General features: G+C 59.0%; 10 protein-coding genes. 2 read left to right on the forward strand and 8 right to left on the reverse strand.

The genetic code is table 11. The features are described 5' to 3' along the window. Positions 1-142: 142 nt before the first annotated feature. The gene (locus tag ACY4LX_RS05615) at positions 143-1,726 is read left to right on the forward strand and encodes a peptide chain release factor 3 (RefSeq protein ID WP_149657618.1); all 1,584 of its coding nucleotides are present in this window, start codon (positions 143-145) and stop codon (positions 1,724-1,726) included. Positions 1,727-2,240: 514 nt separating this feature from the next. Next, complete coding sequence (locus ACY4LX_RS05620; protein ID WP_149657617.1) at positions 2,241-2,498, forward strand: hypothetical protein; 258 nt, start codon at positions 2,241-2,243, stop codon at positions 2,496-2,498. A 106-nt stretch (positions 2,499-2,604) separates the two neighbouring features. Here ACY4LX_RS05620 and ACY4LX_RS05625 read toward each other — a convergent pair whose 3' ends face one another. The 8 genes from ACY4LX_RS05625 to ACY4LX_RS05660 all read right to left on the reverse strand — a co-directional run bounded on the left by ACY4LX_RS05625 (position 2,605) and on the right by ACY4LX_RS05660 (position 13,362). After that, positions 2,605-3,585 carry a peptide ABC transporter ATP-binding protein gene (locus tag ACY4LX_RS05625; protein ID WP_149657616.1) on the reverse strand — a complete coding sequence of 327 codons (981 nt, stop codon included), beginning with the start codon at positions 3,583-3,585 and terminating at the stop codon, positions 2,605-2,607. After that, on the reverse strand, positions 3,585-4,553 hold the full coding sequence (locus ACY4LX_RS05630) for an ABC transporter ATP-binding protein (RefSeq protein WP_123598728.1): 969 nt from the start codon (positions 4,551-4,553) through the stop codon (positions 3,585-3,587). Before ACY4LX_RS05630 ends, ACY4LX_RS05625 begins: the two co-directional genes overlap by 1 nt. 10 nt (positions 4,554-4,563) lie before the next feature. Then, positions 4,564-5,475: an ABC transporter permease subunit gene (locus ACY4LX_RS05635; RefSeq protein WP_149657744.1), complete on the reverse strand. Its 912-nt coding sequence runs from the start codon at positions 5,473-5,475 to the stop codon at positions 4,564-4,566. A 13-nt stretch (positions 5,476-5,488) separates the two neighbouring features. Beyond that, positions 5,489-6,499 carry an ABC transporter permease subunit gene (locus ACY4LX_RS05640; protein WP_288110469.1) on the reverse strand — a complete coding sequence of 337 codons (1,011 nt, stop codon included), beginning with the start codon at positions 6,497-6,499 and terminating at the stop codon, positions 5,489-5,491. A gap of 74 nt (positions 6,500-6,573) precedes the next feature. Next, positions 6,574-8,169 (reverse strand): ABC transporter substrate-binding protein, encoded by a 1,596-nt coding sequence (locus tag ACY4LX_RS05645; RefSeq protein ID WP_463259394.1) that lies wholly within the window; start codon positions 8,167-8,169, stop codon positions 6,574-6,576. 78 nt (positions 8,170-8,247) lie between these two features. After that, positions 8,248-9,666 (reverse strand): OprD family porin, encoded by a 1,419-nt coding sequence (locus ACY4LX_RS05650; RefSeq protein WP_149657614.1) that lies wholly within the window; start codon positions 9,664-9,666, stop codon positions 8,248-8,250. Between the two features lie 171 nt (positions 9,667-9,837). Further along, positions 9,838-11,439, reverse strand: coding sequence for an ABC transporter substrate-binding protein (locus ACY4LX_RS05655; RefSeq protein WP_149657613.1), 1,602 nt, complete (start codon positions 11,437-11,439; stop codon positions 9,838-9,840). Positions 11,440-11,736: 297 nt separating this feature from the next. Beyond that, the gene (locus ACY4LX_RS05660) at positions 11,737-13,362 is read right to left on the reverse strand and encodes an ABC transporter substrate-binding protein (RefSeq protein WP_149657612.1); all 1,626 of its coding nucleotides are present in this window, start codon (positions 13,360-13,362) and stop codon (positions 11,737-11,739) included. Between the last annotated feature and the right edge of the window lie 206 nt (positions 13,363-13,568).

A 13,568-nucleotide genomic window follows, 5' to 3' on the forward strand; every position in this document is an offset into this window, starting at 1 on the left:
CATAATTAGCAGCAATTAGCCACCCTTGATGTCCCAACGGTCCCGTTAATCGCCATGGGCGAATGGGCGAGCGGTGGTCCGTGACGCTCGGTTTGCGCTATACTCGCCGCCCTTTTTTGAATCACCTGCCAGGCGATTTCCCATGACCAAACAGGCCGCCGAAGTCGCGAAACGCCGCACTTTCGCCATTATTTCCCACCCCGATGCCGGTAAAACCACCATCACCGAGAAGCTCTTGCTGATGGGCAAGGCGATTGCGATTGCGGGCACGGTGAAATCACGTAAATCCGACCGCCATGCAACGTCCGACTGGATGGAAATGGAAAAGCAGCGTGGTATCTCGATTACCACGTCGGTCATGCAGTTCCCGTATCGCGACCACATGATCAACCTGCTCGATACCCCGGGCCACGAAGACTTCTCCGAAGATACTTACCGCACCCTGACGGCAGTGGACTCGGCGCTGATGGTCCTCGACGGCGGTAAAGGTGTTGAGCCTCGGACCATCGCGCTGATGGACGTCTGCCGTCTGCGGGACACGCCGATTGTCAGCTTCATCAACAAACTCGACCGTGACATCCGCGACCCGATCGAACTGCTCGACGAAATCGAAGCAGTCCTGAAGATCAAGGCTGCACCGATCACCTGGCCGATCGGTTGCTACCGCGACTTCAAGGGTGTCTATCACCTCGCCGATGACTACATCATCGTGTACACCGCCGGTCACGGCCACGAGCGCACCGATGTGAAAATCATCGAGAAGCTCGACTCCGACGAAGCCCGCGCGCACTTGGGCGACGAATACGATCGCTTCGTCGATCAACTGGAACTGGTGCAGGGCGCCTGTCACGAATTCAATCAACAGGAATTCCTCGACGGCCAACTGACACCGGTGTTCTTCGGGACTGCATTGGGCAACTTCGGTGTCGATCACGTGCTCGACGCCGTGGTCAACTGGGCGCCGAAACCCCTGGCCCGTGTCGCCAACGAGCGCACCGTGGAACCGGTTGAAGAGAAATTCGCCGGTTTCGTGTTCAAGATCCAGGCGAACATGGACCCCAAACACCGCGACCGCATCGCCTTTATGCGTATCTGCTCCGGCAAATACGAAAAAGGCATGAAGATGCGCCACGTGCGCACCGGCAAAGACGTGCGGATCGGCGACGCGCTGACCTTCTTCTCCTCCGAACGTGAGCAACTGGAAGAAGCCTTCGCCGGCGACATCATCGGTTTGCACAACCACGGCACCATCCAGATCGGCGACACCTTCACCGAAGGCGAAGCCCTGAGCTTCACCGGCATCCCGCACTTCGCCCCGGAACTGTTCCGCCGCGTGCGCCTGCGCGATCCGCTGAAATCCAAGCAACTGCGCCAGGGCCTGCAGCAATTGGCCGAAGAAGGCGCGACCCAGGTGTTCTTCCCGGAGCGCAGCAACGACATCATCCTCGGCGCCGTCGGTGTGCTGCAGTTCGACGTGGTCGCCAGCCGCTTGAAAGAGGAATACAAGGTCGAGTGCTCCTACGAGCCGATCACCGTGTACTCCGCGCGCTGGATCGATTGCGACGATAAGAAGAAGATGGAAGAGTTCAAGGTCAAGGCCGTGGAAAACCTCGCCATCGACGGCGGCGGTCACCTGACCTACCTCGCGCCGACCCGGGTCAACCTGGCGCTGATGGAAGAGCGCTGGCCAGACGTGAAATTCCGTGCGACCCGTGAGCATCATTAAGGTCTGATGGCTGTACCCAAAACCCCGTTGCGAAAGCTGCGGGGTTTTTTATTACGCAAAGGAAAAATCCCCCCTATGTTGATCGTTCCCACGCTCTGCGTGGGAATGCAGCCCGGGACGCTCCGCGTTCCAAGAGCGGACGCAGAGCGTCCATTGAGGCATTCCCACGCGGAGCGTAGGAACGATCAAAATATCGAACTCTGAAATGATCGTTCCCACGCTCTGCGTGGGAATGCAGCCCGTGACGCTCCGCGTCCCAAGAGCGGACGCAGAGCGTCCATTGAGGCATTCCCACGCGGAGCGTAGGAACGATCAAAGTATCGAGCTCTGAAATTGCTGTTCGGCATAGTCCCTATTCCAAACCAATCTGCCCATTAACGGCAATTCCCGCCTTCCGTCAGCGTCCTATCTGGAGAACCCGGCCGATCGGAACTAGATTTCATTCAGCGCCACGGCACTCGGGTCATGCGCCGTCAGGCACTTATGCTGCATCTCAGAAAGGATGGAATCGGCTATGAGCATTTTTCAACGCATTGTGTTGCTGCTGAAGGTTTTGGTGATGCTGTCTGTGGGCATGTCGGCGGCGTGGGCGGATTGCCCGGCCCATGGTGAGCAGGCTTCAAGCGGGCAGGTGGTGCACACGGGCATGATGATCGCTGCGGACGACTCCGAGGGCGGTGATAAAGGGCAGGGTGGCAGCGCCGGTGATGACGACTCGACCACCGATGAGCCGGATACCGACGATGACGAAGAAGGCGATAGCCAGACCTAAACCGCAGGCAAAAGAAAACCCCTTCCACCGGACTGATGCGCAATCCGGGTAGAAGGGGTTTGGTCAACTCATCAAAAGCGCGCCCCGTTGAAAGAGGCGCGTTTTTTTATGCCGCGCCGTCGAGGAACTGCTCGGCGTAGTGGCAAGCCACCTGGCGACTGTCGAGCAGGCGCAAGGCCGGCTCTTCAGTGCTGCAACGCTCGGTCGCGTACGGGCAACGCTTGTGAAACGCGCAGCCGGACGGTGGGTTCAGCGGGTTGGGCAGTTCGCCGACGATCTTGATCTTCGGCTTGTTCGGGTCCGGGTGAATGGTCGGGGTGGCCGACAGCAACGCCTGGGTGTACGGGTGCAGCGGACGCTCGTAGATGTCGCTCTTCGGGCCCATTTCCACCGGGCGACCGAGGTACATCACCATCACGTCATCGGCCACGTGCTGGACGACGGCCAGGTTGTGGGAGATGAACACGTAGGCGGTGTTGAACTCTTGCTGCAAATCCATGAACAGGTTCAGCACCTGGGCCTGGATCGACACGTCCAGCGCCGAGGTCGGTTCGTCCGCCACCAGCACTTTCGGTTGCAGCATCATCGCGCGAGCCAGGGCGATCCGCTGGCGCTGACCGCCGGAGAACATGTGCGGATAACGCTGGTAGTGCTCAGGACGCAAGCCCACCTGCTTCATCATCGCCTGGACTTTTTCGCGACGTTCGGCGGCGGAGAGGTTGGTGTTGATCAGCAGCGGTTCGCCGAGTTGGTCACCGACTTTCTGCCGTGGATTCAACGAGGCGTACGGGCTCTGGAACACCATCTGCACGTCTTTGCGCAGTTGCTTGCGTTGCGCTTTGTCGGCGCCGGTCACTTCTTGTCCGGCGATTTTCAAGGAACCGGAGGACGGCTCTTCGATCAGCGTCAGGGCCCGGGCCAAAGTGGATTTGCCGCAACCCGATTCGCCCACGACCGCGAGGGTCTTGCCGGCTTCCAGTTCAAACGACACACCGTTCAGGGCGCGCACGGTCGCATGGCCCTTGAACAGGCCACGGGACACTTCGTAATGACGGGTCAGGTCGCGGGCGGTAAGTACGACGGCCATTACGCCACCTCCTGATTCAGCGGGTAGAAGCAGCGGGCGAGGCTGTTGCTTTTCGGGTCAAGGCCAGGACGTTGCTGGCGGCAGGAGTCCTGCACGTACGGGCAACGCGGCGACAGCAGGCAACCCTGCGGACGGTCATAACGACCGGGAACGATACCCGGCAGCGTGGCCAGGCGCGTGGCGCCGAGGCTGTGTTCCGGAATCGCCTTGAGCAGCGCTTCGCTGTACGGGTGCGCCGGAATGTCGAACAGTTGTGGCACCTGACCGACTTCCACCGCTTGACCGGCGTACATCACGCACACGCGCTGAGCGGTTTCGGCTACGACCGCGAGGTCGTGAGTGATCAGCACCAGGCCCATGTTCTGCTCTTTCTGCAAGGCCAGCAGCAGGTCCATGATCTGGGCCTGAATGGTCACGTCCAACGCGGTGGTCGGTTCGTCGGCGATCAGCAATTTCGGTTCGCCGGCAATCGCCATGGCGATCGCGACACGCTGGCTCATACCGCCGGACAGTTGATGCGGGTAGGCCTCCATACGGCTGGCGGCGCCCGGGATTTCCACTTTTTCCAGCAGCTCGATGGCACGCTTGCGCGCTTGCTTGCCGGACATTTTCAGGTGCAGGCGCAGCACTTCTTCGATCTGGAAGCCGACGGTGTAGCTCGGGTTCAGCGCGGTCATCGGGTCCTGGAACACCATGGCCAGGTCTTTGCCGACAATCTGCCGACGCTGACGGTTGCTGAGCTTGAGCATGTTCTTGCCGTCGAAATTCAGGGCGTCGGCGGTGACGATCCCTGGATGTTCGATCAGGCCCATCAGCGCCATCATGGTCACGGATTTACCGGAACCCGACTCGCCAACGATGGCCAGGACTTCGCCCTTGTCCACGGTAATGTCGAGCCCGTCGACCACCGGAACGGCGTTCTTGTCGCCAAAGCGAACGTTGAGATTCTTGATTTCTAACAGTGACATTTGAATCTCCTCAGGCGGCGTTCTTGAGTTTCGGGTCCAGCGCATCGCGCAGACCGTCGCCCATCAAGTTGATTGCCAGCACGCTGAGCAAAATGGTCAGACCAGGCAGGCTTACCACCCACCAGGCGCGTTCGATGTAGTCGCGAGCCGAAGCCAGCATGGTGCCCCACTCAGGGGTTGGCGGTTGTACGCCAAGGCCCAGGAAGCCCAGGGCGGCGGCATCGAGAATCGCCGAGGAGAAGCTCAGGGTCGCTTGAACGATCAACGGCGCCATGCAGTTGGGCAGCACGGTGACGAACATCAGGCGTGGCAGGCCGGCACCGGCGAGGCGCGCGGCGGTTACGTAGTCGCGGTTCAGTTCGCCCATCACCGCGGCGCGGGTCAGACGGACATAGGACGGCAACGAAACCACGGCGATGGCGATGATGGTGTTGATCAGGCCAGGGCCGAGGATGGCGACAATCGCCACGGCCAGCAGCAGGGACGGCAGGGCCAGCATGATGTCCATCAGGCGCATGATGGTTGGACCAAGCACCTTCGGGAAGAACCCGGCGAACAGACCCAGCAGGATCCCCGGAATCAGCGACATCACCACCGACGACAAGCCGATCAGCAGGGACAGGCGCGAACCGTTGATCAGCCGCGACAGCAGGTCACGACCCAGTTCATCGGTGCCGAGCAGGAACTGGATTTGCCCGCCTTCCAGCCAGGACGGCGGGGTCAGCAGGAAGTCACGGTATTGCTCGCTCGGGTTATGTGGGGCAACCCACGGCGCGAAGATCGCGCAGAAAATCACCAGCAGCATGAACAGCAGGCCGGCAACGGCGCCTTTGTTCTTGGAGAAGGCTTGCCAGAATTCTTTGTACGGAGACGGGTACAGCAGGCTTTGATCGACTGCTGCCGCTGGAATTTGAGTGGTCATGGTCATGAGGATCTCAGCGCTGGTGACGAATGCGTGGGTTGGCAAAGCCGTAGAGGATGTCCACTACGAAGTTGACCAGAATCACCAGGCAGGCGATTAACAGGATGCCGTTCTGCACCACGGGATAGTCCCGTGCGCCAATGGCTTCGATCAGCCATTTGCCGATGCCGGGCCAGGAGAAAATGGTTTCGGTCAGGACCGCACCCGCCAACAGCGTGCCGACTTGCAGGCCGACCACGGTCAGTACCGGGATCAGCGCGTTGCGCAGGCCGTGCACGAACACCACGCGCGCCGGCGACAGGCCTTTGGCGCGGGCGGTACGGATGTAGTCTTCACGCAGCACTTCGAGCATCGACGAACGGGTCATCCGCGCGATAACGGCCAGCGGGATGGTGCCAAGCACGATGGCCGGCAGGATCAGGTGATGCAGGGCATCGAAGAACGCACCGACCTCATCGGCCAGCAAGGTGTCGATGAGCATGAAACCGGTGCGCGGCTCGATGTCGTACAGCAGGTCGATCCGCCCGGACACCGGGGTCCAGCCCAGGGACACCGAGAAGAACATGATCAGGATCAGGCCCCACCAGAAGATCGGCATCGAATATCCCGCCAGGGAGATGCCCATCACCCCATGGTCGAACAGGGATCCTCGCTTGAGTGCCGCGATCACCCCGGCCAGAAGGCCCAGGATGCCGGCGAACAGCAGCGCGGCCATGGACAGTTCCAGGGTCGCAGGGAATAGAGAGCTGAACTCGGTCCAGACGCTTTCACGGGTACGCAGGGATTCGCCAAGGTCGCCGTGGGCCAACTTGCCGATGTAATCCAGGTATTGGGCATACAGGGGTTTGTTCAGACCAAGGCGTTCCATTGCCTGGGCGTGCATTTCGGGGTCGACCCGACGTTCGCCCATCATTACTTCCACGGGGTCGCCCGGAATCATGCGAATCAACGCGAAAGTCAGCAGGGTGATGCCGAAAAACGTGGGGATCAACAACCCCAGTCGGCGGGCAATAAAACTAAACATCTTGTGTGCTACCTCATCAGCCGGTTAGGCGTGCCCGGTGTTTCTGGGATCAGAGACACCGGGCGTTTTCTTATTTACTTCACCTGAGTGGTGGCGAAGTTATTCGTGGTGAGGGGGCTAATGTGGTAGCCCTCTACGTTGTTGCGCATTGCGGTAAACATACGGGTGTGGGCCATGCTGATCCACGGTTGGTCCTGGTTAAAGACCACCTGGGCTTGTTCGTACAGCTTGGCGCGTTCGGCCGGATCTACTTTAGCGCGGGCTTCGTCGATCAGCGCCTGGAATTTCTCGCTGCACCAGCGCGCGTAGTTTTCGCCGTTTTTGGCTGCCTCGCAACTGAGCATAGGCGTCAGGAAGTTATCCGGGTCGCCGTTGTCGCCCGCCCATCCGGCGGAAACCATGTCGTGCTCGCCGTTTTTGGCGCGCTTGAGCATTTCGCCCCATTCCATGACGCGAATGTCGATCTTGATCCCGACCTTGGCCAGGTCAGCCTGCATCATCTGCGCGCCGAGCATCGGGTTCGGGTTGGTCGGACCGCCGCCGTTGCGGGTGAACAGGGTGAAGGTGGTGCCTTCCGGAACGCCGGCTTCCTTGAGCAGGGCGCGCGCCTTGTCGAGGTCACGTGGCGGGTTCTTCAGGTCGTGGTTGTAACCCAGCAGGGTGTCCGGGTACGGGTTGACCGCGACCGTCGCATTGCCTTTGCCAAACAGCGCATTGACGTAAGCGGCCTTGTCGAACGCGATGTCGATGGCTTTGCGCACCCGCACGTCGCTCATGTACTTGTGGGTGGTGTTCATGGCGATGTACGACACCGTCATCGCGTTCAGTTCATCGACTTTCAGGTTGGTGTCTTTCTTGATGCTCGGGATGTCATCCGGTTTCGGATACAGCGCGATCTGGCACTCGTTGGCCTTGAGCTTTTGCAGGCGCACGTTGTTGTCGGTGGCGATGGCAAGGATCAGCGCTTCTGCCGGCGGCTTGCCACGGAAGTACTCCGGGTTGGCCTTGAAGCGGACTTGAGCGTCCTTGGCGTAACGCTGGAAGATGAACGGGCCGGTGCCGACGGGCTTGTTGTTGAGGTCGGCGGTTTTGTTCGCTTTCAACAACTGGTCGGCGTACTCGGCGGAGTAGATCGAGGAGAAGGCCATGGCGATGTCGGCCAGGAACGGCGCTTCGCGACGGGTCAACGTGAACTTGACCGTGTTGTCGTCGACTTTCTCGACGCTTTTGAGCAGTTCCTTGAAGCCCATGCTTTCAAAGTACGGGAAGCCCACGCTCGACAGTTTGTGCCACGGGTGATTCGGGTCCAGCTGACGCTGGAAGCTCCAGACCACGTCGTCGGCGTTCATGTCGCGGGTCGGCTTGAAGTATTCGGTGGTGTGGAACTTGACGCCTTTGCGCAGGTGGAACGTGTAGCTCAGACCGTCTTCGCTGATGTCCCAGGAATCGGCCAGTGCCGGAACCACTTCGGTGGTGCCGGGCTTGAAGTCCGCCAGGCGATTGAAGATGGTTTCGGCCACCGCATCGGCTGTGACTGCAGTCGTGTACTGGACCATGTCGAAGCCTTCCGGACTGGCTTCGGTGCAGACCACCAAGGGTTTGGCCGAGACGCCAACAGCGACACTCAGCAACGCGGCAGCGATGGCCGCACGTAGGGGAAGCATTTTCATCAAGAACCCTCTGCAATCGGTTGAACAGATAAAAGCCGAACGGCCGACTCATCTTGAGTCAGCCGTTGGCGTGCGTTTTTACAGAATGTTGAATGGGATGGTGGTCACGAGACGGAACTCGTTGAGGCTGCCATCGGCCTGGTTTTCGCTGGCGCGGTGGGCGGTGTAGGTCGCGCGGATGGTGGTCGCTTTAAGCGGGCCGCTCTGCACGGCGTACGAAGTACCGATGCCATATTCGTAATGGTGTTCGCCGTCCATCGCCCGCACGCTGTCGTACTCGCCACCTTTATAGTGAGTACCGTCGATGCCCCAGCCGCGAGCCTGGTAGATGTTGAACTTCAGGCCAGGAACGCCGTATTCGGCCATGTTCAGGCCGTAGGCGATCTGGAAGGATTTTTCGTTCGGGCCGTTGAAGTCGGACAGCAGGGAGTTGGCCAGGTAGATGCCGTTGGTTTCGTGCAGGTAGTCGAAGTATTCGTTACCGTTCACTTCCTGGTACGAGAAGGTCAGGCTGTGGGCCTGGTGGGTCAGGCCCAGCGACAGCGAGTAAGTGTCGTTGTCGATCTGGCCGAGCTTGGCTTTGCCTTCGTCAACGGTCTTGTAGTAGTTCAGGCCGGTGGTCAGGCTCAGCACCGAGCTGTCACCCAATACGTGGCTGGCGCCGAAGTAGTACTGGTTCCACATGTCTTCGGCCTGGGTGCCCCACAGGCTGGTGGTCAGGCTGGCGAACGGCTGGTAGGTGATACCGCCGGTGTATACGTGATCGACCTCAACGAGGTGGTCGGCGTATTCCGCACGGAATTTACGCTGGCTCTCTTCTGTACGCGGTGAGTTGCGATCAAAGGCGGCCAGGTCAAACGACAGGTTTTCCAGTTCTTCACTCTTGATCGCCACACCTTCAAAGCTTGAAGGCAGTGGACGGTTACCGATGACATCGACCATCGGGCTGCTGAAGTTCATGCGGCCGGCGGTCAGCGTGGTGTTGGAGAAACGGGCCTTGACGTTGGCCAGGCCGAGCTTGCTCCACTGCCCCTCGGCGTCGCCGCCATTTTTAGTCAGGGTACGGTTATTGCCGAGACCGCCAACACCGGGAATGGGTGCGCCGCCATTGGCAGATGCCAGATCCTTGCGGTCACGATCCAGGGCGATAGCGTTGTAAGCCGCGACTTCAGTACTGAAGCCGACAGTACCCTCAGTGAAACCCGAGTTGTACTTGATGATCGTGCCCTGGACCCAGTTGATACGACGATCCGTTTCCTTCAGTACGCCGTCTTCCTTGTAACGGAGCTTGGCGCCACGCTTGAACTGTTCGTTGGCGTACCAGTTACGCGTGGTGCCGCTGATCGATTGACCTTCGACAAAGCCCGTGGCTTCGCTTTGGGCACTTTTCTCTTTCACGGTAACCGGGGTGAACGCCTGGCTCTGGGTTTCTGCGTAAGCCGTGGCGGTTACGCTGCTGATGGCCAAGGCCAAAATCGCGGTGCTGCTCAGTTTCATGGGTGAAGCTCCTTTCTTTCTTTTTTTTAATGCCGGTCTTTTTTGGTGATCCGACTATTTGGTTGAACTCATTCAAGGCATCGCAAACGTTTGCTCCAGGCCTGTTTGGCGAATTACGGCAATACGCTTGCGTGAGGACGGAATCCGTCCTCAGCGTTTCAGGCTTATCGGTTATTGATCGATGCTGACACCCGAGAACACGTTGCGACCAAAGGGGCTTACCTTGAACCCTTCGATTTTGGCGCTTAACGGTTGGTTGACCGTCGAGTGAGCAATAGGCGTGATCGGCACTTGCTGCTTAAGCAATTGCTGCGCCTGTTTGTAAAGCACGGTGCGTTGGTCACGATCGGTGACGACCTTGGCCTGCTTGACCAATTTGTCGTAAGCCGGATCGCACCACATGGAGTAGTTGTTGCCGCCGATGGCGTCACAGCTGTACAGCGTGCCGAGCCAGTTGTCCGGGTCCCCGTTGTCACCGGTCCAGCCGATCAGGCTGACGTCGTGCTCGCCATTCTTGGTGCGTTTGATGTACTCGCCCCATTCGTAGCTGACGATGTTGACCTTGAGGCCGATCTTCGCCCAGTCCGCCTGGAGCATTTCGGCCATCAACTTGGCGTTGGGGTTGTACGGGCGCTGGACCGGCATGGCCCAGAGGGTGATTTCGGTGCCTTCCTTCACGCCGGCAGCCTTGAGCAATTCCCTGGCTTTTTCCGGGTTGTAGGCGGCGTCCTTGATGGTGTCGTCGTAGGACCACTGGGTCGGCGGCATGGCGTTGACCGCCAACTGCCCGGCGCCCTGGTACACGGCGTTGAGAATGCTTTGCTTGTTCACCGCCATGTCCAGCGCCTGACGCACTTCGAGCTGGTCGAACGGTTTGTGCCGCACGTTGTAGGCGATGTAGCCAAGGTTGAAACCCGGCTTCTCGATCAGCTTGAGTTTCGGGTCGTTCTTCAGGGCGGTCACATCGGCAGGGCGCGGATGCAGGGTGATCTGGCACTCGTTGGCCTTGAGCTTCTGCACCCGCACCGAGGCGTCGGTGTTGATGGCGAAAATCAGGTTGTCGAGCTTGACCCGGCTCGGGTCCCAGTACTGCTTGTTGCCGCTGTAGCGGATGTTGGAATCTTTCTGGTAGCTCTTGAACACGAACGGCCCGGTGCCGATCGGCTTCTGGTTGATGTCGCTGGGCTTGCCGTCGGCCAACAGTTTGTCGGCGTATTCGGCCGACAGGATGGCGGCGAAGCTCATGGCGAGGTTCTGGATGAACGCGGCGTCCACGCTGTTGAGCGTCATGACCACGGTCAGCGGCCCGGTCTTTTCGACCTTGGCGATGTTCTTGTTCAGGCTCATCCCGTTGAAATACGGGAACTCGGTGGGGTAAGCCTTACGGAAAGGTTGCTGCGGATCGAGCATGCGATTGAACGTGAACAGCACGTCATCGGCATTGAAATCACGGGTTGGCGTGAAGTAGGGCGTGGTGTGGAACTTCACCCCTTCGCGCAGGTGGAAGGTGTACGTGAGGCCGTCTTCGGAAATATCCCAGCGAGTGGCCAGGCCCGGTACGACGTTGGTGGCGCCTTTTTCAAACTCTGCCAGTCGGTTGTACAGCGGCTCGGCGGCGTCGTTGTCGGTCGCAGTGGTGTACTGCGCCGTGTCGAAACCGGCGGGGCTGCCTTCAGAGCAGAACACCAGGCTGTTGTTGGCGGCCTGGCTGATGGAAGTGGCGGCCAACAGGCCGGTGCCCAGCAATGCGGATAAAACCAAGGTATGGCGCATGACGCTCCCTCTTTTAGTGTTTAACAATGAGCCGCCGTCCCGTCCGGGGACGTGGAGACTTCATTGATCTCAAACCATGTGCAGCAAACCGAGGGCCCACGCATGAACTGGTCAGAACCCGACGGTAGGGGCCGTGGGTCTGGCAGTAAATGCGGAAAGGCCTGAAAAACGCGTAGGAAAAGCCGACACGTCCTTAACCTCTGCTGTGGTACGCAGCGGATTTGGCTGTCAGTAAATTCCTACTTTCCCGGCAGATAAAAGCAGCGGCGACGTTAAACACGTCGCCGCTGCCAAATCTTATTTGCTAACGCTGACGCCGTAGAAGGAGTTCAAGCCGAATGGGCTGATCTTGAAGTCCTGCACGGTTGTGCGCATGGGTTGATACACCGTCGAGTGTGCGATAGGTGTCATTGGAACTGCATCTTTGAGGACGTGTTGCGCCTCTTTGTACAGTTCGGTGCGCTTGCCCTGGTCGGTCGTGCGCTTGGCTTCTTTGACGAGGCCGTCGAACTTCTTGTCGCACCACTTGGAGAAGTTGTTGCCGCTCAGCGAGTCGCAGCCGAACAGAACGTTGAGCCAGTTATCCGGATCACCATTGTCACCGCTCCAGCCAATGATCATGGCCTGGTTCTCGCCGCCTTTGGAACGCTTGATGTACTCGCCCCACTCGTAGCTGGTGATCTTCACGTTGAGGCCGATTTTCTTCCAGTCGGACTGCAGCATTTCAGCCATCAGCTTGGCGTTCGGGTTGTACGGACGCTGTACCGGCATCGCCCACAGGACGATCTCGGTGCCTTCCTTGACGCCGGCTTCCTTGAGCAGCTCTTTGGCTTTCTCAGGGTCGTACTTGGCGTCCTTGATGGTGGTGTCATAGGACCACTGGGTCGGCGGCATGGCGTTGACGGCCAGTTGGCCCGCGCCCTGATAAACCGAATCAATGATCTGCGGCTTGTTGACAGCCATGTCCAGCGCCTGACGGACGCGCAGGTCAGCCAGCGGGTTCGGCTCGTTGCTGCCCTTGACCTTGTCCATCACGTTGTAGGCGATGTAGCCCAGGTTGAAACCAGCCTGGTCAGGCATTTTCAGGGTTTTGTCTTCTTTCAGCGCTTTCAGGTCGGCTGGACGAGGGAACAGGGTGATCTGGCACTCGTTCTTCTTCAGCTTCTGGATGCGCACCGACGGGTCGGTGGTGATGGCGAAGATCAGGTTGTCGATCTTGACGTCGTCAGGCTTCCAGTAGTCCTTGTTCCCGGTGTAGCGGATGTTGGAGTCTTTCTGGTAGCTCTTGAACACGAACGGGCCAGTGCCGATCGGCTTCTGGTTGATGTCCGCAGCCTTGCCTTCCTTGAGCAGCTGGGCAGCGTACTCGGCGGATTGCAGGGAAGCGAAGCTCATGGCCATGTTCTGGATGAACGCGGCATCCACTTCTTTCAAAGTGAACTTGACGGTGTGGTCGTCGACTTTGTCGATCTTGGTGATGTTGGTGTCCATCCCCATGTCAGTGAAGTACGGGAATTCGGTCGGGTACGCTTTGCGGAACGGATCATCCTTGTTAATCATGCGATTAAAGGTGAACAGCACGTCGTCGGCGTTGAACTCACGAGTGGGCTTGAAGTACGGGGTGGTGTGGAACTTGACGCCTTCACGCAGGTGGAAGGTGTACGTCAGGCCGTCCGGGGTAATGTCCCAGCTGGTCGCCAGACCAGGAATGACAGCGGTGCCGCCACGTTCGAACTGAGTCAAACGGTTGAACATGGTTTCTGCAGAGGCGTCGAAGTCGGTTCCGGTGGTGTACTGACCAGGATCAAAACCGGCCGGGCTCCCTTCGGAGCAAAACACCAGGTTAGTCGCCGCTTGGGCGAAAGGTGCGGCAGCTAACAAGCTGGCGCCGACTAAAAACGGAATGACCGCGTGTTTAAGCATGGTGGCCTCATGATTTGTTGTCATTTTTGGAATTAGAGGACGACCTCGTGAGTCGTGCCTGCGGATACTTATGCAGGGGCCATACCCATTGCAAGATCCAGAACGGCCACAAGTCTTAAACAGTGGCACGAACGTACCTTAATGTCGCATATGTATAAATATTGACGCATTTGACCGTTTGCGCACGTTTTTTACGGTGCAAACGG

Source organism: Pseudomonas sp. Emmai (assembly GCF_055179735.1).